We start from the raw sequence: 21,493 nt of genomic DNA on the forward strand, positions 1-21,493 counted from the left end.
ATGATCCGGGTGCGCCTCATGCGCTGAAGTCATTGTGCGAATCTGCGACTTTTGGGCTTGGCGTTGCGCGGAAGCTGCGAGAGCCTCGCCGGGGCAACGGGTTTGAGTAAACATGTCCTGCCGGTCCAGACAAGGGGGTTTGGTTGAAAAAACTACATTTTGTGTCTCACGGCCGGGATTTCCGCCGCCGCAGTTGCCGATTTGCCGCCGTTACCGCAACCACGCGCGGACCACCCGATCGCGTCCGTCCATGTCCGGAACCACCCCGATATCGCTGAGCCCGGCCGCTGAAAAGATCGCGCAGACCGCCATCGCCTGGCTCGGACCGATCTCGACCATCAGCCGCCCGTCGGGCTGCAGATGCGCCACCACCTGCGCGGCGATCGCGCGATAGGCCCCCAGCCCGTCGCCGCCATCGGTCAGGGCCAGTTCCGGTTCATGGCAGCGGACCTCGTCCGACAGCCCCGCCATTTCGTCAGCGGCAATATAGGGCGGATTCGCCACGATCAGGTCAAACCGCCCCGCGACGTTGGAAAACCAATCCGATTGCACGATCTCCGCTCGCGCCTGCACCCGGTGCAGCACCGCATTGGCGCTGGCCTGCAAACAGGCCGCCTCGCTCAGATCGACCCCGACACCGGTAGCCTCGCACCGTTCCGCCAGCAGCGTGACCAGAATACAGCCCGAGCCGATGCCCAGATCCAGCACATGCGAAAACGGTTCCGCCAGCGCCGCCTCGATCAGCGTCTCGGTTTCTGGGCGCGGGTCCAGCACATCGCCCGAGACCTTGAACCGGCGACCATAGAATTCGCGTTCTCCCACCAGATGCGACACCGGCACCCGGATCGCACGCAAGGCAATCAGCTGCTCATAGCGTTCGGCAATCTCCGGCTCCAGATCCTCGGGCGCGATCAGCGTTACCCGCGCCGCCTCGATCCGGGCCGCATGGGCCAGCAGAACACGGGCATCGCGGGCCGGATTGTCCACCCCTGCGGCCCGCAGCCGCGCCGCCGCTGCCGCCATCGCCTGAGCCGCGGTCTGAGCGCCACTCATTGGCCCATCTCGGCCAACATGCGGGCCTGATCGTCGGCCGTCAGCGCCTCGATCACCTCGTCCAGATCGCCCTGCATTACCTGATCCAACTTATAAAGCGTCAGGTTGATGCGATGATCGGTCATCCGCCCCTGCGGAAAGTTATAGGTGCGGATCCGTTCGCTGCGATCCCCCGATCCCACCTGGCTCTTGCGCGCCTGCGAGCGTTCATCATGCACCTTCTGCCGCTCCATGTCATAGAGCCGGGTGCGCAGCACCTGCATCGCGATCTCGCGGTTGCGGTGTTGCGATTTCTCCGAACTCGTCACCACGATTCCTGACGGCATATGGGTGATCCGCACGGCGGAATCGGTGGTGTTCACATGCTGCCCGCCCGCGCCGGAACTGCGCATGGTGTCGATCCGAATATCGTTCGCGTCAATCTTGATGTCCACGTCCTGCGCCTCGGGCAGCACGGCAACTGTCGCGGCCGAGGTATGGACCCGCCCGCCGCTTTCCGTGCTCGGCACCCGCTGCACCCGGTGGACGCCGGATTCGTATTTCAGCCGGGCAAATACATTATCGCCACCGATCCGGACAACCGCTTCCTTGATGCCGCCCAGCTCGGTCTGCTGCAGCTCAATCTCATCCCAGCGCCAGCCGCGCGCCTCGGAAAACCGCTGATACATCCGCAGCAGATCTGCCGCGAACAGCGCCGCCTCATCGCCCCCGGTGCCGGGCCGGATCTCCAAAATCGCCGAACGTGTGTCAGCCTCGTCGCGCGGCAGCAGTGCCAGCCGGAGCGCGTGCTCGGCCTCGGGCAGCCGCGTCTTTAGCGCCGGGATCTCCTCCTCCGCCAACTCGCGCATGTCGGGATCCGACAGCATCGCTTCGGCCTCTTCCAGCTCGTCGCGCAGCGCGCGCCAGCCGGCGATCTTTTCGACCACTGGCTTCAAGTCGGAATATTCCTTGGCCAGCGCCGCAATCTCTGCGCCGGCCGCTCCGGCCATTGCGGCTTCAAGATACTCGAACCGCTGGGTGATCTGCTCTAGGCGTTCTTCTGGAACCATCCGCGCGGTGTCCTTCATCCCGGGGCTTTGGTCAAGAGCGATGCCATGCTACCCTAAAGGCACAGAGACTGATCGGAGCCCGCGTCATGACCCGCCTCGCCCTGCTGTTTGCCCTCTTCGCCCTGCCCGCCCTCACCGGCGCCAAGGCCGACGTGATCGGACCCGGCGGCCTCGTGCGAGATTGCTATTGCACCGACAGCACCGGCGGGCGCGTCGAACTGGGCGAAACCATCTGCCTGCATGTGGACGGGCGCATGTTCATGGCGCAATGCCAGATGTCGCTCAATGTGCCGATGTGGCGCGAGGTCCAGCAGGGGTGCCTATCCTCCCGCCTTGATCTGCGCGAAATCAGCAAGCCAGCCTTCGACACGGGCCTTGTTTACCCCAAGATCTGAGCGTCCGAACCGCGACCGGGCATAGATCTCCAGCACATCGCCCGCCTGTTGCACCGTGGTGTAATCGGGAAACCCCATCCCCCGGCTGCGGGTGACATAGGTGATCAGTCCCTCGCCCACCGACCCGGCCAGAACCCGCGTGCGCGGCGTCGCCCGAACGATCGCGTCAAACCGCGCCAGCGCCTCCGGTCCCGCCGGCAGTCGTCGCGTCACCCCGGATTTGAAGGTCTTGTCCGCGCTTACCTTTAGTGGTCGGTGCCACCGCTCCGGATCGCTGGGCGCCAGCCGGATAAAGGCCAGCCCCGCAACCACAAGCACCACCACCACCACAAGACCCAAAAGTCCCACGTTCATTCGCCCCATCTTTCGCTCACATCAACATGGTCCAGCCCAGCAGGCAGATGATCGCGGTCGCCACATGCGCCCCCGCCACCGCCGTGATGCCGGAGGTGTCAAACGGCGGCGACACCTCGACCACATCGCCGCCCTTGATATTGATCCCGGCGATATCGCGCAGCATGATCGCCGCCTGCGCCGAACTCATCCCGCCCCAGACCGGCGTGCCGGTCCCCGGTGCGAAGGCCGGGTCCAGCCCGTCGATATCAAAGGTCAGATAGGTCGGATGATCGCCCAGAATACCACGGATTTTCTGCGCCACCGCCTGCGGCCCGGTCTCATGCACCTCGCGCGCGTCGATGATGTTCACCCCCAGCGTATCCGCGTTATGGGTCCGGATCCCCACCTGAACCGAGCGCGCCGGGTCCACCAGCCCCTCTTTCACCGCCTTGTAGAACATGGTGCCATGATCGATCCGGTCCGGATCGTCATCGGCCCAAGTGTCGGTATGGGCATCGAACTGCAACAGCGACATCGGCCCGTATTTCTCGGCAAAGGCCCGAAGCACCGGATAGGTGATATAGTGATCGCCCCCAAGCGTCACCGGCGCCACGCCCGCCGCCAAAATCTTGCGGATATGCGCCGTCAGCGCCGCCGGAAATGCCGGTATATTGGCGTAATCATAGGCCACATCGCCGTAATCCACGATCGCCAATTCGCTCAGCGCACTGAACGGCCAGCCATAGGGCTCGTCATAGGGTTGATAGCTCGACGCCTCGCGGATCGCGCGCGGCCCCAGCCGTGTGCCGGGCCGGTTCGACACCGCCATGTCAAAAGGCACCCCGGTCACCGCGATCTGCGCGCCGCTCAGATCCTTGGTATAGCGCCGTTTCAGGAACGAGGGCGCGCCTCCATAGGCCGCCTCCAGGTTTATCCCTTTGAGATCCTCACGGGTAAAGCCCGCGTCGATCTCATTCTCCACATCGCTCATGCCCATGTGTCGCTCTCCCCTGAATTATGTCGCCGCCAACGGCTGGGCACGTTCCACCAGCCGGGCAAAGAACGAGGCGCCCACCGGGGCAATCTCGTCGTTGAAATCGTAATCGGGCTGGTGCAGCCCGGCGCTGTCGCCCTGCCCGATGAACAGATAGGCCCCCGGCCGTTTCTGCAGCATGAAGGCGAAATCCTCCGCTCCCATCTCGCGCTGGGCATCGCCCTGCACCTTGGCGGCCCCGGCCACGTCTTCGGCCACGGCCACGGCAAAGCGGGTCTTTTCCGCGTCATTCACGGTCGGCGGATAGCCCTTTTCATAGTCCAACTCGGCCGCCACGTCGAACGCCAGCGCCTGACCAGCCACGATGGCGCGCATCCGCTCGATCACCATCTGCTGCACCTTTGGGTCGAAGGTGCGCACCGTGCCGTTGAGATAGGCGGTCTCGGGGATCACGTTGTCGGTGGTGCCGGTGTGGATCTGGGTGACCGAGATCACCAGATCGTCCAGCGCGAAGTGGTTGCGGCTGACGATGGTCTGGAACGCCTGCGCGATGGCAACCGCCGCGACCACCGGATCGCGGGTCTCATGCGGCGTCGCCCCATGGCCGCCGACCCCCTTGATATGCACATGGAACTGATCCACCGCCGCCATCAACGGCCCCGGCGTGGTATAGAAACCACCGCTCTCGAACCCCGGCGCATTGTGCAGCGCGTAAACCTCGCCCACGTCGAACCGGTCCAGAACCCCCTCCTGAACCATCACCTCGGCGCCGCCACCATCCTCCTCGGCGGGCTGAAAGATCAGCGCGACGCGCCCGGCGAAATTGCGGGTCTCGGCCAGATACTTGGCCGCCCCCAACAGCATCGTGGTGTGGCCATCATGGCCGCAGGCATGCATCTTGCCCGGATGGCGCGAGGCATAGGCGACCCCGGTCGCCTCTGGAATCGGCAGCGCATCGAAATCGGCGCGCAGCCCGATGGTTGGGCCCGCACCCCGGCCTTTGATGATCGCCACGATCCCGGTCTGCGCGAGCCCCTCGTGAATCTCGTCGACGCCAAAGTCGCGCAACCGCGCCGCGATGAAGGCCGCCGTCTGCGGACAGTCGAACGACAGCTCCGGGATCTGGTGCAGATGCCGCCGCCAACCGGTCATCTCTTCGGCATAATCGGCAATGCGATTGACTACGGGCATGGGCTGGACTCCTTCGGCCTGATCCGGAATGGATGCATCTGACACCGGATGAAGAGGCTCTGCAATGCCCGAACACGACCTGATCCACGACCCCGACGCGGGACTCGAACGTTTGCTCGAAATCATGCGCCGGCTGCGCCATCCCGACACCGGATGCCCTTGGGATATCGAACAGGATTTCGCCAGTATCGCCCCCTATACCATCGAAGAGGCCTATGAGGTCGCCGACGCCATCGAACGCGGCGCATGGGACGAATTGAAGGGCGAGCTGGGCGATCTGCTGTTCCAGTCGGTCTTTCACGCCCAGATGGCGCAAGAGGCGGGGCATTTCACCTTTCAGGACGTGGTGCGCACCATGTCCGACAAGATGGTTGCGCGCCATCCGCATGTGTTCGGAGATGAGGACCGCAACAAGAGCGCCGAACAGCAGACCCGCGACTGGGAGGCGATCAAGGCCAGCGAACGCGCGAAAAAGGCGCAACGCGGCGCGCTCGAAGGGGTGGCGGCGAACCTGCCCGCGCTGCTGCGTGCCTATAAATTGCAACAGCGGGCCGCACGGGTCGGCTTTGACTGGCCCGACACCGGCGATGTGGTCGCCAAGATCGCCGAAGAGGCGAACGAGTTGGTCGAGGCCCGCGACAGCCTCGGCCCCGACGAGATCGAGGAAGAATACGGCGATCTGCTGTTCGTCATGGCCAATCTGGGCCGCCATCTGGGCGTTGAGCCGGAAACCGCCCTGCGCAAGGCCAGCGCCAAATTCACCCGCCGCTTCACCGCCGTCGAGACCGCCTTGGCCGAGGCCGGAAAACGCCCCGAGGACAGCGACCTTGCGGAAATGGATGCGCTTTGGGACGCGGTGAAGGCACGGGAAAAAGACAAGGGGTAAGCGCCGCCCCAACCAACCATAGCGCGCCACCTCGCCTTGACCCTCCCCCGGCCCCCGGTCCGGGAGGGGGGGAATCAGCCGCCCCGCCTTCCTTTCACCTAAAATATCCCCGCCGGAGGCCCCGGTTCGCCCCCTGCCCGCCGCTGGACATCGCCGCCCCGCCCTGCAACTGTTACGTCACGAACAGGGGACCGCCATGAGTGCACGCAAGATCATCATCGACACCGACCCCGGTCAGGATGATGCCGTCGCCATCCTGCTGGCGCTGGCCAGCCCCGATGAAATCGAGGTGCTGGGTCTCACCGCCGTGGCTGGCAACGTGCCGCTGCCGCTGACCTCGAAAAACGCCCGTATCATCTGCGAACTGGCCGGGCGACCCGAGATCCCGGTCCATGCGGGCTGCGACACGCCGCTGGCGCGCCCGCTGGTCACCGCCGAACATGTGCACGGCAAGACCGGGCTCGACGGCCCTGACCTGCCCGACCCGGAGGGTGATCTTACCCCCGGTCACGCGGTGGATTTCATCATCGACACCCTGCGCGCGCATCCCCCCGGCAGCGTCACCCTGTGCCCGCTCGGACCGCTCACCAATATCGCCACCGCCTTTCGCGACGCCCCCGACGTCATCGCGCGGGTGCGCGAGGTGGTGCTGATGGGCGGCGCCTGTTTCGAGGGCGGCAACATCACCCCTTCCGCCGAATTCAACATCTATGTCGATCCCGAGGCCGCCAATATCGTGTTCCGCTCCGGCGCTCCGCTGACCGTGATGCCGCTGGATGTGACCCATAAGGCGCTGGTCACCAAACCGCGCAACGATGCCTTTCGCGCGCTCGGCACCCCCGTGGGCATCGCCGTCGCCGAAATGACCGATTTCTTTGAACGCTTCGACAAGGAAAAATACGGCAGCGCCGGCGCACCGCTGCATGACCCCTGCGTCACCGCCTATCTGATCCGGCCCGACCTTTTCCGCGGTCGTCATATCAACGTCGAGATCGAGACCCGCTCGGATCTCACCCTTGGCATGACCGTGGCCGACTGGTGGCGGGTGACCGGGCGCGCCCCCAATGCCACCTTCATGGGCGACATTGACGCCGACGGCTTCTTCACCCTGCTGACCGAAAGGCTGGCCCGGCTATGACTGCGCTGCATCTCGCCAAACTCGAAGATCTGGAGCGTCTGCTCCCCCTCGCCGCCGCCTGTCACACGGAACTGGGCATCGCGCGCGATGATGACACCCGCCGCGCCGGGCTGGAGCCGCTGCTGGACGGGTTGCCGCATGGGGCTGTCTATCTGGTCGGCCCGGCGCGCGCGCCGCTGGGCTATGTCACGCTAAGTTTCGGCTGGTCGCTCGCCGCCGCCGGAATGGAAGCGCGGCTGGACGAGATCTATATCCGCCCCGCCGTGCGCCGCCGCGGCATCGCAACCGAGGTGCTGGCCACCCTGCCCCGCGCCTTGGGCGAGGCGGGGGTGCAAACGCTGTCTCTGCGGCTCGGCGACAACTCCCCCACAGCAGCCCTGTTTGAACGGGCGCAGTTTCAGGACAGCGCCGTGCGGGTCATGATCAAAACGCTCTGAGCCGGGCTCACGGGGGGCACCCCTAGAGCCGGCTCAGGCTGTTTGCCCCCCTCAAGCTGAGGGGGTACCGCCTTCACCAATGTCCCAGAACACCCCGGCCATAACGCGAAGCGCATCGCGGCTCAGCGATTTCAGAACATGTTCGTTCGGCGCGTGCTGTGAGCAGCCGCGATAGGAATGCGGAATCCAGACGGTCGGAACGCCGAGGATGTCGGCAAAGCTGTCATTGGGCAGCGATCCGGCCAGATTGGGCAACACATGCGGGGCACGGCCCACCGTCTGCTCGATCGAGCCGGTCACGAAGCCCACCCAAGGGTGCTTGGGGTCAAGCCGCGTGGCGCGAAAGAAGCCGCGCTCATGCGGGCGGATCGTGATCGCTTGGAACCCGTGGCGGTCCAGATGGCGACGCAGGGCCGGAAGAATATCCTCCGGCTCCGTGCCCACCACATAGCGCAGCTGGCAGGTGGCCCTCGCCGAAGCCGAAATCGCGTTGACCGGAGCCTCGGGCACGCCGCTGGTCATCGCCAACACGGCAAAGCTGTTCCAGCCAAACACCCGTTCCGCCGGCGTCAGGCTTTCCTCGCCCCAATCGAGATCCACCTCGGGGCCTTCGCCCCCTGAAACCGGCAGCCCATCAAGGGCGGCGCGCACCGTATCGGTCAGGCTGTCGGGGCGCCATTCGGCGATCTGGATCTGCCCGCGCTTGTCGGTGATCGTCGCCAGCGCATGCGCCATGATGATCGCCGGGTCCGCCAGCAAGCCACCCCAGTTGCCGGAATGATGCGCCCCTTCGCGCAACGTTAGTTCCAGATCAAAGGTCACGCCACCGCGCGAGCCCATGAAAACGGTCGGCACGTCCGGTTGCAGCCTTGGCCCGTCCGAGGCGATCAGGACATCGGCGGTCAAGCGCGCCTTATGGCTTTCAAACACCTCTGCCAGACCGCTTGATCCGACCTCTTCGCTCATTTCCAGCACGATGCGCGTGTTGAACCCAAGTTTGCCGCGCACCGCCAAAACCGCCTCAAGGGCTGCGATGTTGATCAGGTGCTGCCCCTTGTTGTCGGCGGTGCCGCGCCCATACAGGCGATCGCCCTCTTCGACCAATTCATAGGGCGACAGCCCCTCGCGCCACATGCCCTCTTGCGCGCGGATCGCATCGCCGTGACCATAGGTCAGGACCGTGGGCAGGTCATCGCCCTCGCGCCGTTCACCGATCAACAGCGGGCCGCCGCGCGGGTCGGGATTCTGGAGGATTTCCGTCTCGAATCCCAGTTTTTGCAAGCGCGGCTGCATCGCCTCGACCAGATAGCGCAGCAGCTCCGGCGCGGCCTCGGGGTTCTGGCTTTCCGTCGGATAGGTGACCAGATCGGCAAGCTCACTTTGAAATTTCCCGCCTTCGAAATAGGCGGTCACGGCGTCGATGGCAGCGGTGCGGGTCATGGGTCAGTCCTCTTTCTCAACAACCGCGTCACCCCAGGGCGACATGATTTCGGTACAACCGGTATTGATGTCACGATCCCGCATCACGCCGGCGGGACAGGCAAAGGCATAGGGAAAGACGGTCCGCCGCGTGGTGACGACCTCATGATCGCGGCGCAACCGGTCCAACACCTCGGGGCTATGGGTTTCGTCCGCCACCAGTTTTGGCCCACCCGAGACGTCAATGCGCGGATGATGAAAGGCCGCTTCGACATCCATGCCGAAATCGGTGACAAACGAGGCCATCTGCGTCATCGCCGAAACGATCTTGCGCCCGCCCGAGGCACCAAAGGCAAAGCGCCGCTCGCCACTCTCCCCGATCACCGGGCAGACGTTCATCAGGCAGCGTTTGTCGGCGGCCAGCGAATTGGCGCGCCCCTGCACCGGGTCAAACCACATGATGCCGTTGTTCATCAGGAATCCCGTGGAGGGCGACACGACGCGGCTGCCAAAGATCGACAGCAGGGTCTGAGTCTGCGCCACCATGTTGCCTTCCCGATCCACGACCGAGAAATGCGTGGTGCAACCGGGGGCCGCCGGGCTTTCGCCGCTGTCGCCCATCCCCTCCAGCCGCGCGGCATAGGCCGCTTCAAGCCCGTCCGCATAGGCGGCAAAGGCCTCTGGCTTCTGGCGCATGTCGCGCTGTTCCATTTCCCCCATGGCATGGGCAAAGGTCGGCCCGGCCGTCAGACCACCGACCACATGAAAGCGGGCATCGCGGTAGGACAGGCTGAGCGGGGCCTGCATCTGGGCGCGATAGGCGCTCAGATCATCCCGGCTGAGATAGCCGCCCTTGTCCTGCACATCGCGGGCAATCGCAGCGCCAAGATCACCCTCGTACAGGGCGCGTGCCCCTTCGCGCGCAAGGGTGTCGAGACTGTCGGCCATGCGGCTTTGATCCAGCCGCTTTTCGGCCAGCGCCGTCCAGCCCGAAATCGTCGGCCATTGGCCGTCTTCCAGAAACAGCGCCGCCGCATCGGCATCCTCTGACAGCGCGCGGGTGGACGAGGCGATGATCAGCGCGGCATACCAATCGACCAACATCCCTTCGCGGGCGTGCGCGATCGCGGGGGCCAGCAGATCGGCCCAAGGCATCCGCCCAAACCGCTCATGCACCTGGCCCAGACCGTCGACGACACCGGGCACGGCAATCGCCTTGGCCCCTTGCACGTTGACGTTCCCGACCACCTGCTCCCAAGGGAACAGGTCGCCCGCGACACCGACGCCCGACAGCGGAAAATCCTCGATCTTCAGCCCAGCGGGAGACTTCATCCCATAGTTCACCGCGATGGCTTCGCCCTTGTCCGCGCGCCACAGCATCATCGCCCCGCCCCCGGCCGGGCCGCTCATCCAGGGTTCCAGCACACCGATGGCAAAAGATGTGGCGACAGCGGCGTCCACCGCATCGCCGCCCGCCCGCAGAACTTCGGCGCCAGCCTCGGCCGCCAGCCGATGCTGCGCCGCGACCACGCCGCCCTTGGTTTCGATCACGACCTTGTGGGTCTGCATCGTGCGGGACAAAGACGAAGACATGGGCAGTTCCTTTAGCTTCAGACAGTAAAATCAGGGCGATACATCGTGCTGTCGGGATCGTGCAGATGACATTCCACATGCCCACCCGCCCGCGGCACCGGGCGTGGCGCCTTGGTCTTGCACAGGGTCTCGGCAAACGGACAGCGCGGGTGAAAGTGACAGCCGGAGGGCGGTGAGATCGGGTTGGGATAGGCCGAGCCAAGCTGCGTATCCGGCACGCCAAGGGACGGGTCCGGGGTCAGCACCGAATTCAACAACGCCCGCGTATAGGGATGGCGGGGCGCGTCAAACAAATCGCCCACGTCCGCCTCTTCCACGATGCGCCCTAGGTACATCACCGCCACGCGGGTCGCGAGGTGCTCCACCACCGCCAGATCGTGGCTGATGAACAGATAGGTCAGGCCGAATTCGGCGCGCAGTTCGTTCAACAGGTTCAGGATCTGGCTTTGCACCGAGACGTCCAGCGCCGAGGTGGGTTCGTCGCAGATGACGATCTCGGGGTGCATGATCAGGGCGCGGGCGATGGCGACGCGTTGCCGCTGCCCCCCCGACATCTGGCTTGGATAGGTGTTCAGCACCCGCGCCGGAAGACCGACAAGCTCCAACGTCTCGCGCACGGATTTGGCGCGGCTTTTGGCATCCCCGACCCCATGTACGCGCAGCGGCAAAGACACGATGTCAGCGATGGTCTTGCGCGGATTGAGCGAGGAATAGGGATCTTGAAAAATCGGTTGGATACGCCGCGCCAGCGCAAGCCGGTCCTGACCGCCAATCGCCTCGCCATCGACCAGCACCTGCCCGGAGGTGGGCTCTTCCAATCCCAGCAGGATCTTGGCCAGCGTGGACTTGCCACAGCCGGATTCCCCGACAAGGCCCAGCACCTCGCCCCGGCCCAAGCTCAGCGAGACATCGTTGACGGCATTGAGCGGCTTTGGCTTGCCGAACATCCCCTGTTTGACGCGATAGGTCTTGGCGACGTTCTTCAACTCAAGGACGGGGGCGCTCATGCGGGCTCTCCTTCGACGCTGCGGGCGCCATCGGCGTAAACACAAAGGAACCGATGCGATTGCTCTCCGCGCACGGGAATTTCGCCACCGCAGGCCTCGGTTGCATGCGGGCAACGGGTGCGAAAGGCACAGCCCTGCACCGCCCCGATCAGCGACGGCACAATTCCGGGGATCGTCCCCAGTTCTCCGCCGCGTTCGGTCATGCCCGGTTGCGGGATGCAGCGCAGCAACCCACGGGTATAGGGGTGCATGGGCTTGCCAAAGACTTCGGCCGCGGGGCCGGTTTCCACCAGTTCGCCCGCATACATCACCCCGACCTTGTCCGCGACCCGCGCCACGACCCCCAGATCATGGGTGATGAGAATCATCGCCACGTCCATTTCCTTGGTCAGATCGACCAAAAGCCGCAGGATCTGCGCCTGAATCGTCACATCCAGCGCCGTTGTCGGTTCATCCGCAATGATCAGTTCCGGTTCGCACATCAAGGCCATGGCGATCACGACACGCTGCCGCAGACCGCCCGACAGTTGATGCGGATATTGGCCAAGGCGGCTTGCGGCGGCCGAGATCCCGACCTTTTCCAACAGCTCGACCGCGCGAGCGCGGGCGGTGTCGCGGCTGACGCTGCGGTGCAGGCGCAGGGCCTCGATCAACTGATCGCCAATCGTATAGGCCGGGTTGAGCGAGGTCATCGGCTCTTGAAAGATCATCGCGATCCGATCGCCGCGCAGGGCGCGCATCTGGCGGTTAGAGGCGCGCGTCAACTCGGTGCCGTCGAAATCCATCCGTTCAGCGCGGCGCTGGATGTTCTTGTCCAACAGCCCCATCACCGCCAGCGAGGTCAGCGATTTACCTGACCCGGACTCCCCCACGATGCACAGCGTTTCGCCGCGATACAGGTCAAAGTCGATCCCACGCACCGCATGTAGCGTACCGCGCGCCAGCGGGATATCCAACGTCAGCCCGCGCACGCTGAGCAGCGGTTTGGTCATGTCTTTGCTCATGGCCTCAGCTCCGGTTCTCGGGGGCGGTCACATCGCGCAACCCGTCCCCCATCAGATTGATGGCAAGGACCAGCATGAACAGCACGACGCCGGGGATCAGCACCAGCCAGGGTTCGAACAGCATCATGTTCTTGCCCTCGCTGATCATCAGCCCCCAGCTTGGCGTCGGCGGCTGCACCCCCAGACCAAGGAAGGACAGCGCCGCCTCCAGCAGGATCGCATGGGCCATTTCCAGCGTGACGATGACAATCAGGTTGTTCACGATATTGGGCATGATTTCCGACAGGATCACCCGCGAGGTCGAGGCCCCGATGGCCTGCGCCGCGGCGACATATTCACGGCGGCGCACCTGCAGCGTCGAGGCGCGCATGACCACGGCGAACCGATCCCAAAGCAGCAGCCCAAGCACCCCGATCACCACCTGAAGCGAGCCGCCCAGAATCGCGACGACCGCCAGTGCGACCAACACGACAGGCATTGCCAGCCGCACGTTGATCAGAAAGGTCACGACCGCATCCACCTTGCCGCCGAAATACCCGGCGGCGACCCCCATCGCGGTGCCGATCACACCCGAGATCGCCGCCGCCACAGCGCCGATCAGCAGCGAAACACGCGCGCCATAGATCAGACGCGACAGGTAATCCCGGCCCAGATGGTCGGTGCCCAGCGGATGTTCCCAAGTGCCGCCCAGAAAGACCGGCGAAACCATGCGGCTGGACAGGCTTTGCGCATAGGGATCATGGGGCGCCAGCAGCGGCGCGAAAATCGCGACAAACAGCAGGATCAGCACCACGGCAAGGCCAAAGAGCAGCCCGGTGTGGCCGGTCACCCGCTTGCGCAGGATCTGGCGCGGCGTCGGGCCGGTGATCTCTTCCATCAGGGGGGCTGTTGTTTTCTTTACTGACACGTCACGAACTCCTCATTCGGGGGTCAAGCCATGCGTTCAGCACGTCCGCGAGGAAGGTGAAAACGATGTAGAACATCGAGAAAATCAGGATCAGCGCCTGCACCGTCGGCAGGTCGTTGCGCGCAATGCTTTCCCAGGCGAGATAGCCCGCGCCATGCAGGGCAAAGACCGATTCCACAACGATGGAGCCGCCCAGCATGAAGCCCATTTGCACGGCGGCAAGGCTGACCACCGGAATGATCGCATTGCGCAGCGCGTGTTTGAACAGCACCCGCCCCTCGCCTGCGCCCTTGGCGCGGGCGGTGCGAATATAGTCGGAGTTCAACACTTCGAGCATGCCCGCACGGGTCAGCCGCATGATCGCGGGCATCGCGTAATAGCCCAGCACGACAGTCGGCATGATGAAATGTCGCCAGCTCGACGCCCCCGAAGGCGGCAGCCATCCCAGCTTGATCCCGAACACCACGATCAGAATGAGGCCGAACCAGAAGCTGGGCATCGCCTGCCCGGCGACCGACAGAAACAGCGCGAAACGATCGACAATGGAATTGGGCCGGATCGCCGCCACCACGCCCAGCGGCACAGCTGTCAGCAAAGCAAAGGAAATTCCGCAGGCCCCCAGAATCATCGTCACCGACAGCCGCTCGGCAATCAGGCTCGCGACAGGGAGTTTGAAATAGTAGCTTTCGCCGAAATCGCCGCGCACCGCCCGCATCAGCCATTCGCTGTATTGCACCAGCATCGGCCGATCAAAACCATACAGGACACGAACGGCCTCGATGTCCTCGCCGCTGGCGGTTTCACCCGCCAAAGCAGCCGCCGGATCGCCAGACAGGAACAGCAATGAAAAGCTGATGAAACTGACCGTCAGCGCCACGAGGATCGCGAGGCCCAGCCTTTTTAATATGAATGGCAGCATCTGCTGCGGTCTCCTTGTCGGCGTGGCTATTGCGGCAAATCGAAAACAGAAAAGCCCAGAGACTCACACGTCTCCGGGCTTTCCCAATGTCTTAGTTCCAGGTCATGTCCGTGAAGCGCAACACCTCGTCCGGCGTCGGGGTGTAGTTCACTTCCTTGGTCATGACATAGTTGGTGTTGTAGCTGAACATCGGCGCCCAAAAGGCCATATCCGCGATGCGGCGCAACGCTTTGCCATAGTATTCGATCCGCGTGTCGGGATCCGTTGCGCTGTCGGCCACGTTCAGCGCTTCCAGCACCTGATCGTCACGGGTGCTGTCAAGGCTGCCATGTTTGAAGAACTGGCTGACCATCGCAGAGGCATCGTTGATCGAATAGCTGCCCCAGGTCTGGAACGACAAGGGGGCCTCGCCCTTCATGTTCAACTCGCGCAGGGCCGAGTATTGCAGCATCTTGAAGTCTGTCTTGATGCCAACGGCGTTGAGATAGCTCGAGATCGCCTCGGCATAGTCGCGATTGCGATAGGCGTAGAAATCGGTAGTGAACCCATCAGGATAGCCCGCCTCGGCCAGCAGCGCCTTGGCCTTTTCCGGATCATAGGCGTATTGTGCAACGTCCTGCGCGCAGCCGAACTGGCTGGGGAAACAGGCGGTCCAGACAACCTTGGACTTGCCCTTGAGCAGGTTGTCGACCAGCGCCTGACGATCGATGGCATGGTTCACCGCCTGCCGCACCTTGAGATCCTTGTAGGGGTTGGGATCCATCGACGACCGGCCCGCCGCGTCCATCGCGAGGTAACCCACGCGCATGGTGGATTCGTTCGACACGGTAAACCGATCACCCATGCTGGCCAGTTTTTCCGCCTGGTCGGACGGCACCTGCCAGATCAGGTCGATCGAGCCGGAAAACAGCTCGGCCAACTGGGTGTTGACGTCAGGGATGGTGCGAATGTCGATGGTGCCGATTGTCGGTTGGCCCTTGGGGCTATCGTGGTAGTTTTCGTTCTTTTTCAATACGAAATGCTGGCCGGGAACGACTTCGCTGACCATGTAGGGGCCCGTGCCGACGGGCTTGAGACCCATACCCGACGGGCCCACTTCGGCATAGTAATCCGCCGGATACATCGACACCGGACCGGACAGAAATTCGATGGCCGCCGGAAACACCTTCTTGGTGTAGATGCGCACGGTGTAGTCGTCGACCTTTTCGGCCCGATCCATCCAGTTCACGTTGCGCTGGGTCTTGACGCCGTTTTCTTCCTTGGCGACAAAATTGACCGTCGCGACCACGTCATCGGCATTGAAGGGCGCGCCATTGTGGAAGGTCACGCCCTCGCGCAGTTTCAGCTCCAGCGTCTTGTCGTCGATCCATTCCCAGCTTGTCGCAAGGTTGCCCTTGTATTCATTGGTATTCGGATCGCGATAGATCAGACCATCCCAGACCGCCCGCTGCAACACCACGCCCTCGCGGGACGAATTGAAAAAGCTGTCGACGTTCTCCAGCTCTTTTGTATAGGCGACCTTCAAGGTGTCGTTCGCCTTGTCAGCCAAAGCCGCGCCACCGGCAGCCAGCGATAGGGCCAGCGTCAGCGCGGTGGATTTCAGAAAGGTGGTTTTCATCAGATGTTCTCCCTGCCGAAGACACGCTACGGCGTCTGCGAGTTTCCCGTTTACGCGTCCAAGTATATTATATAATGATACACTGAATTGCAGTATAATTAATGAAACCCCGTACGCGCCCGAAAATCAAGACCCAATCTCAAACACCGCGCCCATTCATTTGACGACAAAGAGACCTATGACAAAAACCAAGCAGAACACGCTTTTCGTAAGCACTTTGGCCAAGGGTCTTCGCCTGTTGCGCGCCTTTGACGAGACCCACACCGAGCTTTCCCTGACCAAGCTGGCCGAGATCACCGGGCTTGAAAAAAGCGCGGTGCAACGCCTTGCCAACACGCTGCATCTTGAAGGAATGCTGGACAAGGATGCCGAGACCCGACGCTATCGGCCCTCACACGCGTGGTTGCGGCTAGCCTATGCCTATTACTGGTCCGATGCGCTGGTGGCGCGCGCCATGCCCAAGCTGATCGACCTGTCGCGACACCTTGGCGAGACGGTGAACCTTGCCGAACTCTCGGGGCAAGAGATCATCTATGCCGCCCGCCTGCCCTGCAAACGCACGACCTTTGCCGCTTCGGTGCCGGGGCGGACGGTGCCCGCGCTCAGCACCTCGGCCGGCCAGTGTATCCTGGCGACCTTCCCCGAGGAGGAGCGCACGGCGGCCATCCGCGACTGGCATGTGCACGCCCAGACACCGCGCACCACGATCGACCGTGCCGAAATTGCCCGCCAGATCGAGATCGTCGCCGAGACCGGCCACGCCATCACCCATGGCCAGATGATTCTGAGCGAGGTCGGGATCGCCTGTGCCATTCGCGGCCCCGATGGCCGGGCTTGGTCCGCCGTGCATTGCTCAGTGTCAGAGCATTCCTGGGACATCGCCCGCATCCATGAGGAAATCCTGCCCTGGCTTCAGGATACCGCGAACGCGATCCAACCGCTGCTGCGCCCCTAAAGGCGCGGCGCATCGGGCGACGTTCAGCCCCAAGGGGCACTGAAAAGCCCCCCCCTCTTCCTCTTCAGAGACGGCCTTTGTCCGCTGCCAAAGTATCGATGCCTCCAAGCCCGATACACAAATTCCTATTGCAGCGCGGGTCTATGGAATCTATCGTTATGTTATATCATAACATTACAGAGATCCTCCATGACCGCCACCCTCTCCGATCCCCGCCTTCCCGTAACCGTCCTCTCTGGATTTCTGGGTGCGGGGAAGACCACGCTTTTGAACCACGTCCTGAACAACCGCGAAGGCCGCAGGGTGGCGGTGATCGTCAATGACATGTCCGAGGTGAATATCGACAGCGACCTGGTCCGCGAAGGCGCGGAACTGTCGCGCTCCGAGGAGAAGTTGGTCGAAATGTCAAACGGTTGCATCTGCTGCACCCTGCGCGACGACCTTCTGAGCGAGGTGCGCCGCTTGGCCGATGAGGGGCGGTTTGACTATCTTTTGATCGAATCCACCGGCATTGCCGAACCCCTGCCCGTCGCCGCGACCTTTGATTTTCGCGATGAGGCCGGGGGCAGCCTCAGCGATGTCGCGCGGTTGGATACGATGGTCACGGTGGTCGACGCGGTGAACCTGCTGCGCGATTTCGCCAGCCATGATTTTTTGGCGGACCGGGGCGAAACTGCGGTCGCTGGCGATGAACGCAGCCTTGTTGACTTGCTGACCGAGCAGATGGAATTTGCCGATGTGGTCGTGCTGAACAAGGTACGCGATGCCAGTACCGCCCAACTGGACGCCGCCCGCAAGATCATCCGCGCGCTGAACCCCGATGCCCGCGTGATCGAAACCAGCCACTCGCGCGTGGCGCCGGACGCGATCTTTGATACCGGCCTGTTTGATTTCGACACGGCCCATACCCATCCGATGTGGGCAAAAGAGCTGTACGGCTTTGCCAACCACACCCCCGAGACCGAGGAATACGGGATTTCCTCGTTCGTCTACTCGGCCCGCGAACCTTTTGACCCCGCAAAGATTCACGCCGTATTGAACGGCCCCCTGCCCGGCGTCATCCGCGCCAAGGGGCACTTCTGGATCGCCACGCGCCCCGATTGGGTGGCCGAATTCTCATTGGCAGGCGCAATATCTTCGGTCACGCCCTTGGGGCGCTGGTGGGCGAGCGTGCCGCCGGATCGTTTACCGCAACACCCCGAAGCACAGGCCGAAATCGCCCGTCGCTGGGCCGAACCTTGGGGCGACCGGCGCCAAGAGATCGTCTTCATCGGCGCCGACCTTGACCGCGAGGAGATCTGCGCGGCGCTGAATGCGGCACGGGTCACCTCGGCGGATTTCACGCCCGAGGTCTGGGACAATCTGCCCGATCCCTTCCCGGTCTGGGGTCGGACCGCGGCATAGGCGGACCTTGGTGTGAGCCGCCGAAACCTGAACACCTCACTGCGCAGGCGGTCATGTTCCAACCCGATGGCCGCGTTTGATGCCTTGCCACCGGACCTGCGCCGCTGGCTGGCCTGCGCCCATCTCCCGTGGAGCGCGCGCTCGGCCTTTCGGATCTGGCAACGCGCGCTACGCTCGACCAAAGGGGATCGCGATCTCGCCCTTGCGGCCCTGCGCGCGGCCGAGGACCGGACCTTGGCCCGCGACAGTCGGCGGATCTGGGGCGGCGACTATCCTGCCCCTGCCACGCCCCCGGACTGAGCGCACAAGGATGAAGACTGGATACCACGCTGTTGAGTTTGCACTATAAAAGGTGAAACGCCCCGGGTTCGGAACGCCCCACACCCTCACGTCATGGGGCGGCCCCGGCAAACCCGGGGCGTTTCACGACACGCGTCACACCAAAGCTTCGGCCGCCTTGCGCGATGTTTTACGCGTCACCGCCATCCTGCGCAGGAACGCTGCGACAAAGATCCCCGTCAGGATCAACACGATCGTCGCGGCCGGGGCGCTGTCGATGAAAAAGCTCGCGTAGGTGCCTGTCAGCATCGCGCCAAGACAGACCACGACCGAAACGACGAGCATTTTGCCGAAACTGCGGACCGAGAGGAACGCAATCGCCCCCGGCGTGACCAGAAGCGCCACGGCAAGAATAAGACCGACGGACGACAGGGTCGAAACGATGGTCAGCGAAAGCACGCTCAGCAGCCCATAGTGGAGCAGTTTCGTCGGCAGACCCGAGGCCTGTGCCTGTGCCGGATCAAACGCGTGCAGCAGCAGGTCTTTCCACTTCAAGACAAGAAGCGCGGTTACCACAAGCCCGATCCCCCCCGAGGTCCAAAGGTCCGTAGTGCCGACACCAAGCATGTTGCCGAACAGGATATGGTCCAGATGCTCATTGGTACGGATCGAGGTATACATGATGATCCCGACCCCGAACATGCCAGAGAACACCACCCCCATGACCGTGTCCTGCTTGACCCGGCTGTTGTGTGACAGAAAGCCGGTCGCCAGCGCACACAGCATCCCCGCGCCAAAGGCCCCGACGATCAGCGGCAGCCCGAGGATCCACGCCAGCACGATACCCGGCAAGGTCGCGTGGCTGACCGCATCCCCCATCAGCGCCCAGCCCTTGAGCACCAGAAAACACGACAGCAGCGCCGTCGGCGGCGCGACCAGAAGGCAGATCCAGAAGGCGTTCTGCATGAAGGGAAACTGGAACGGCTGCATCAGGGTGTCGATCACGGGCGAACCTCCTTGGCCGGTTTTCGCGCCGGATGACGTTCAAGCGCCTGCGCCGCCTTGCGCCGGGCGGCCAGCATCCCGTGCTTTGGCGCAAAGACAAAGGCGATGAGAAAGATCAGCGTCTGCAGCGCGACAATGATTCCCCCCGTCGCTCCATCCAGAAAGAAGCTCGCGTAAGCCCCAAGAAAGCTGGTGAGCGCGCCGATCAGGACGGAAACAACAATCAGTTTCGGAAACCGGTCGCACAGCAGATAGGCCGTGGCCCCCGGTGTGACGACCAATGCGATGACCAGAAACGCGCCGACCGTGATCATCGCCGCGACGATAGCGGCCGACAACAGGACAAAGAACACGGCCTTCAACACATCGGGGCGCAACCCGATGGTACGGGCGTGGTTCTCGTCGAAAAAGACCACCATCAGATCGCGCCATTTGGCCAGCAGCACGGCAAGGCAGACAAAGCCGATGATCGCCAGTTGCAGCGTATCACCGGGCGTAATGGCAAGGATGTTGCCCATGATGATCGTCTGGATCGAGACCGACATCGGCGACAGCGACACCATGAACAGGCCCAGCCCGAAGAACGAGGTGAAAATGATCCCGATGATGACATCGATCTTGAGCCCCGAACGCCCCGACAGGAACAGCATCGCGCCCGCAGCCAATCCACCCGCAAAGAACGCCCCAAGCGCGAAAGGCAGCCCAAGCATATAGGCCCCCGCGACGCCGGGCACCACCGAATGGCTCAGCGCGTCGCCGATCAGCGACCAGCCCTTGAGCATCAGGTAGCAGGAGAGAAAGGCGCAGACGCCGCCGACCAAAGACGACACCCACATGGCGTTGAACATATAGCCATAGGAAAACGGCTGCAGCAGGGTCTCGATCACGAGAAATCCCCTTTCTTGTCGCCGTCCTCTTCCGGGGCACCGGAATGGCCGGTGCCGCGCAGCGTGGCGTCAACGGCGGGCGAAGCGGAGCGTTTTTCGCCGTATTGCACGAAGGGACGTTCGTCGTCGGTGATGATGCGCAGTTCGCGGGTGTCACCCTCGTCGTGGTGAAGGTCGTCTCCGCCAAGGGTGAAATGGCGCAGCACGCCGCCGAATGCCGTTTCAAGGTTCTCATGCGTAAAGGTGGTTTCGGTCGGGCCGTAGGCAAGAACCGTGCCTTTCACGAGCACGGTGCGATCACAGAATTCAGGCACGGAGCCAAGGTTGTGGGTCGAAACCAACATCACCCGGCCCTCGTCTTTCAACTCGCGCAACAGCGCGATGATCTTTTCTTCGGTCTTGACGTCGACGCCGGTAAAGGGCTCGTCCAGCAGGATCACCTGACCGTCCTGCGCGATGGAGCGCGCAAGGAACACGCGCTTGCGTTGCCCGCCCGACAGCTCGCCGATCTGGCGCTTGCGAAACTCCGACATGCCGACCCGACCAAGTGCGGCCTCGACGGCATCGTGATCGGCGCGCGCGGCGCGGCGCAGGAACCCCATGTGCCCGTATCGGCCCATCATCACGACATCCTCGACCAACACGGGAAAGGCCCAGTCGACCTCTTCCGCTTGCGGCACATAGGCCACGAGGTTGCTCGCCAGCGCCTCCTTGATCGACTTGCCCAGCAGTTTGATTTCCCCGCGCGCCGTGGGCACGAACCCCATGATCGCCTTGAACAGGGTCGACTTGCCCGCGCCATTCACGCCGACCAGCGCCGTGATCGTTCCGCGCGGGATCTCGAAACTGGCATCGTGCAGCGCCGTATGGCCATTGCGGTAAGTGACCGTCACGTCGCGCGCCATGATGCCGCCCGCGGGGTCACCATTGTCGGTGTCATGAAGAACAGGGGCCGGGTAACTATCGAGCATCATGAATTCCTTATGGCGAGGGGGGCGACGATCGGACCGCAGATTG

General features: G+C 63.3%; 22 protein-coding genes. 7 read left to right on the top strand and 15 right to left on the bottom strand.

What is annotated here, in order from left to right; translation table 11 throughout:
• Positions 1 to 210 precede the first annotated feature (210 nt).
• Together prmC and prfA are read right to left on the bottom strand one after the other, a co-directional pair.
• Positions 211 to 1,053, bottom strand: coding sequence for a peptide chain release factor N(5)-glutamine methyltransferase (gene prmC, locus E1B25_RS18185; RefSeq protein WP_132831019.1), 843 nt, complete (start codon positions 1,051 to 1,053; stop codon positions 211 to 213).
• On the bottom strand, positions 1,050 to 2,102 hold the full coding sequence (gene prfA / locus E1B25_RS18190) for a peptide chain release factor 1 (RefSeq protein WP_132831046.1): 1,053 nt from the start codon (positions 2,100 to 2,102) through the stop codon (positions 1,050 to 1,052). Before prfA ends, prmC begins: the two co-directional genes overlap by 4 nt.
• A gap of 86 nt (positions 2,103 to 2,188) precedes the next feature.
• Between prfA and E1B25_RS18195 the strand changes: the two genes are divergently transcribed.
• A complete protein-coding gene (locus tag E1B25_RS18195; RefSeq protein WP_132831020.1) occupies positions 2,189 to 2,497 on the top strand; it encodes a hypothetical protein in 309 nt (102 codons plus the stop codon).
• Here E1B25_RS18195 and E1B25_RS18200 read toward each other — a convergent pair.
• From E1B25_RS18200 to E1B25_RS18210, 3 genes are read right to left on the bottom strand one after another with little or no spacing between them, the layout of a single operon-like run.
• Positions 2,423 to 2,851: a DUF1499 domain-containing protein gene (locus tag E1B25_RS18200; protein WP_132831021.1), complete on the bottom strand. Its 429-nt coding sequence runs from the start codon at positions 2,849 to 2,851 to the stop codon at positions 2,423 to 2,425. The two genes, E1B25_RS18195 and E1B25_RS18200, sit on opposite strands and share 75 nt — an antisense overlap.
• 16 nt (positions 2,852 to 2,867) lie before the next feature.
• Positions 2,868 to 3,830: an agmatinase gene (speB, locus tag E1B25_RS18205; RefSeq protein ID WP_132831022.1), complete on the bottom strand. Its 963-nt coding sequence runs from the start codon at positions 3,828 to 3,830 to the stop codon at positions 2,868 to 2,870.
• 18 nt (positions 3,831 to 3,848) lie between these two features.
• The gene (locus E1B25_RS18210; protein WP_132831023.1) at positions 3,849 to 5,018 is read right to left on the bottom strand and encodes a M20 aminoacylase family protein; all 1,170 of its coding nucleotides are present in this window, start codon (positions 5,016 to 5,018) and stop codon (positions 3,849 to 3,851) included.
• A 64-nt stretch (positions 5,019 to 5,082) separates the two neighbouring features.
• Here E1B25_RS18210 and mazG point away from each other — a divergent pair, with 64 nt between their 5' ends.
• The 3 genes from mazG to E1B25_RS18225 all read left to right on the top strand — a co-directional run bounded on the left by mazG (position 5,083) and on the right by E1B25_RS18225 (position 7,479).
• A complete protein-coding gene (gene mazG / locus E1B25_RS18215; protein WP_132831024.1) occupies positions 5,083 to 5,904 on the top strand; it encodes a nucleoside triphosphate pyrophosphohydrolase in 822 nt (273 codons plus the stop codon).
• A 196-nt stretch (positions 5,905 to 6,100) separates the two neighbouring features.
• Positions 6,101 to 7,042: a nucleoside hydrolase gene (locus E1B25_RS18220; protein ID WP_132831025.1), complete on the top strand. Its 942-nt coding sequence runs from the start codon at positions 6,101 to 6,103 to the stop codon at positions 7,040 to 7,042.
• Positions 7,039 to 7,479: a GNAT family N-acetyltransferase gene (locus tag E1B25_RS18225; protein ID WP_132831026.1), complete on the top strand. Its 441-nt coding sequence runs from the start codon at positions 7,039 to 7,041 to the stop codon at positions 7,477 to 7,479. Before E1B25_RS18220 ends, E1B25_RS18225 begins: the two co-directional genes overlap by 4 nt.
• 51 nt (positions 7,480 to 7,530) lie before the next feature.
• On the opposite strand, the gene E1B25_RS18230 is transcribed toward E1B25_RS18225, so the two are convergent.
• From E1B25_RS18230 to E1B25_RS18260, 7 genes are all read right to left on the bottom strand, one after another.
• Positions 7,531 to 8,919, bottom strand: coding sequence for a M20 family metallopeptidase (locus E1B25_RS18230; RefSeq protein ID WP_132831027.1), 1,389 nt, complete (start codon positions 8,917 to 8,919; stop codon positions 7,531 to 7,533).
• A gap of 3 nt (positions 8,920 to 8,922) precedes the next feature.
• A complete protein-coding gene (locus E1B25_RS18235; protein WP_132831028.1) occupies positions 8,923 to 10,491 on the bottom strand; it encodes a gamma-glutamyltransferase family protein in 1,569 nt (522 codons plus the stop codon).
• 17 nt (positions 10,492 to 10,508) lie between these two features.
• Complete coding sequence (locus tag E1B25_RS18240; protein WP_132831029.1) at positions 10,509 to 11,498, bottom strand: ABC transporter ATP-binding protein; 990 nt, start codon at positions 11,496 to 11,498, stop codon at positions 10,509 to 10,511.
• Positions 11,495 to 12,490: an ABC transporter ATP-binding protein gene (locus E1B25_RS18245; RefSeq protein ID WP_132831047.1), complete on the bottom strand. Its 996-nt coding sequence runs from the start codon at positions 12,488 to 12,490 to the stop codon at positions 11,495 to 11,497. Before E1B25_RS18245 ends, E1B25_RS18240 begins: the two co-directional genes overlap by 4 nt.
• 16 nt (positions 12,491 to 12,506) lie before the next feature.
• The gene (locus E1B25_RS18250; protein ID WP_132831048.1) at positions 12,507 to 13,379 is read right to left on the bottom strand and encodes an ABC transporter permease; all 873 of its coding nucleotides are present in this window, start codon (positions 13,377 to 13,379) and stop codon (positions 12,507 to 12,509) included.
• A 31-nt stretch (positions 13,380 to 13,410) separates the two neighbouring features.
• The gene (locus tag E1B25_RS18255; protein ID WP_132831030.1) at positions 13,411 to 14,328 is read right to left on the bottom strand and encodes an ABC transporter permease; all 918 of its coding nucleotides are present in this window, start codon (positions 14,326 to 14,328) and stop codon (positions 13,411 to 13,413) included.
• Positions 14,329 to 14,419: 91 nt separating this feature from the next.
• Positions 14,420 to 15,946, bottom strand: coding sequence for an ABC transporter substrate-binding protein (locus E1B25_RS18260; protein ID WP_132831031.1), 1,527 nt, complete (start codon positions 15,944 to 15,946; stop codon positions 14,420 to 14,422).
• A gap of 178 nt (positions 15,947 to 16,124) precedes the next feature.
• Here E1B25_RS18260 and E1B25_RS18265 point away from each other — a divergent pair, with 178 nt between their 5' ends.
• The 3 genes from E1B25_RS18265 to E1B25_RS18275 all read left to right on the top strand — a co-directional run bounded on the left by E1B25_RS18265 (position 16,125) and on the right by E1B25_RS18275 (position 18,605).
• Complete coding sequence (locus E1B25_RS18265; RefSeq protein ID WP_132831032.1) at positions 16,125 to 16,901, top strand: IclR family transcriptional regulator; 777 nt, start codon at positions 16,125 to 16,127, stop codon at positions 16,899 to 16,901.
• Between the two features lie 189 nt (positions 16,902 to 17,090).
• Positions 17,091 to 18,305 (top strand): GTP-binding protein, encoded by a 1,215-nt coding sequence (locus E1B25_RS18270; RefSeq protein WP_132831033.1) that lies wholly within the window; start codon positions 17,091 to 17,093, stop codon positions 18,303 to 18,305.
• A 12-nt stretch (positions 18,306 to 18,317) separates the two neighbouring features.
• Complete coding sequence (locus tag E1B25_RS18275) at positions 18,318 to 18,605, top strand: DUF6525 family protein (protein ID WP_280960254.1); 288 nt, start codon at positions 18,318 to 18,320, stop codon at positions 18,603 to 18,605.
• 135 nt (positions 18,606 to 18,740) lie between these two features.
• Here E1B25_RS18275 and E1B25_RS18280 read toward each other — a convergent pair whose 3' ends face one another.
• From E1B25_RS18280 to E1B25_RS18290, 3 genes are read right to left on the bottom strand one after another with little or no spacing between them, the layout of a single operon-like run.
• Positions 18,741 to 19,589 carry a metal ABC transporter permease gene (locus tag E1B25_RS18280; protein ID WP_132831034.1) on the bottom strand — a complete coding sequence of 283 codons (849 nt, stop codon included), beginning with the start codon at positions 19,587 to 19,589 and terminating at the stop codon, positions 18,741 to 18,743.
• Positions 19,586 to 20,476, bottom strand: coding sequence for a metal ABC transporter permease (locus E1B25_RS18285; protein WP_132831035.1), 891 nt, complete (start codon positions 20,474 to 20,476; stop codon positions 19,586 to 19,588). Before E1B25_RS18285 ends, E1B25_RS18280 begins: the two co-directional genes overlap by 4 nt.
• Positions 20,473 to 21,447 (bottom strand): manganese/iron ABC transporter ATP-binding protein, encoded by a 975-nt coding sequence (locus tag E1B25_RS18290; protein WP_132831036.1) that lies wholly within the window; start codon positions 21,445 to 21,447, stop codon positions 20,473 to 20,475. The genes E1B25_RS18285 and E1B25_RS18290 overlap by 4 nt, the downstream gene beginning before the upstream one ends.
• Positions 21,448 to 21,493: the final 46 nt, after the last annotated feature.

Origin of the sequence: Antarcticimicrobium sediminis, assembly GCF_004348975.1 — a bacterium.
Taxonomy (GTDB): domain Bacteria; phylum Pseudomonadota; class Alphaproteobacteria; order Rhodobacterales; family Rhodobacteraceae; genus Antarcticimicrobium; species Antarcticimicrobium sediminis.

What these genes read in the sequence shown, in the direction of transcription:
- E1B25_RS18230 (WP_132831027.1), bottom strand. Translation starts at nt 8,919, where the DNA reads ATGACCCGCACCGCTGCCATCGACGCCGTGACCGCCTATTTCGAAGGC.
- E1B25_RS18270 (WP_132831033.1), top strand. Translation starts at nt 17,091, where the DNA reads ATGACCGCCACCCTCTCCGATCCCCGCCTTCCCGTAACCGTCCTCTCT.
- E1B25_RS18290 (WP_132831036.1), bottom strand. Translation starts at nt 21,447, where the DNA reads ATGCTCGATAGTTACCCGGCCCCTGTTCTTCATGACACCGACAATGGT.
- E1B25_RS18200 (WP_132831021.1), bottom strand. Translation starts at nt 2,851, where the DNA reads ATGAACGTGGGACTTTTGGGTCTTGTGGTGGTGGTGGTGCTTGTGGTT.
- speB (WP_132831022.1), bottom strand. Translation starts at nt 3,830, where the DNA reads ATGGGCATGAGCGATGTGGAGAATGAGATCGACGCGGGCTTTACCCGT.
- E1B25_RS18235 (WP_132831028.1), bottom strand. Translation starts at nt 10,491, where the DNA reads ATGTCTTCGTCTTTGTCCCGCACGATGCAGACCCACAAGGTCGTGATC.
- E1B25_RS18255 (WP_132831030.1), bottom strand. Translation starts at nt 14,328, where the DNA reads ATGCTGCCATTCATATTAAAAAGGCTGGGCCTCGCGATCCTCGTGGCG.
- prmC (WP_132831019.1), bottom strand. Translation starts at nt 1,053, where the DNA reads ATGAGTGGCGCTCAGACCGCGGCTCAGGCGATGGCGGCAGCGGCGGCG.
- E1B25_RS18195 (WP_132831020.1), top strand. Translation starts at nt 2,189, where the DNA reads ATGACCCGCCTCGCCCTGCTGTTTGCCCTCTTCGCCCTGCCCGCCCTC.
- E1B25_RS18240 (WP_132831029.1), bottom strand. Translation starts at nt 11,498, where the DNA reads ATGAGCGCCCCCGTCCTTGAGTTGAAGAACGTCGCCAAGACCTATCGC.
- E1B25_RS18245 (WP_132831047.1), bottom strand. Translation starts at nt 12,490, where the DNA reads ATGACCAAACCGCTGCTCAGCGTGCGCGGGCTGACGTTGGATATCCCG.
- E1B25_RS18225 (WP_132831026.1), top strand. Translation starts at nt 7,039, where the DNA reads ATGACTGCGCTGCATCTCGCCAAACTCGAAGATCTGGAGCGTCTGCTC.
- prfA (WP_132831046.1), bottom strand. Translation starts at nt 2,102, where the DNA reads ATGGTTCCAGAAGAACGCCTAGAGCAGATCACCCAGCGGTTCGAGTAT.
- E1B25_RS18260 (WP_132831031.1), bottom strand. Translation starts at nt 15,946, where the DNA reads ATGAAAACCACCTTTCTGAAATCCACCGCGCTGACGCTGGCCCTATCG.
- E1B25_RS18220 (WP_132831025.1), top strand. Translation starts at nt 6,101, where the DNA reads ATGAGTGCACGCAAGATCATCATCGACACCGACCCCGGTCAGGATGAT.
- E1B25_RS18210 (WP_132831023.1), bottom strand. Translation starts at nt 5,018, where the DNA reads ATGCCCGTAGTCAATCGCATTGCCGATTATGCCGAAGAGATGACCGGT.
- E1B25_RS18250 (WP_132831048.1), bottom strand. Translation starts at nt 13,379, where the DNA reads ATGGAAGAGATCACCGGCCCGACGCCGCGCCAGATCCTGCGCAAGCGG.
- E1B25_RS18265 (WP_132831032.1), top strand. Translation starts at nt 16,125, where the DNA reads ATGACAAAAACCAAGCAGAACACGCTTTTCGTAAGCACTTTGGCCAAG.
- mazG (WP_132831024.1), top strand. Translation starts at nt 5,083, where the DNA reads ATGCCCGAACACGACCTGATCCACGACCCCGACGCGGGACTCGAACGT.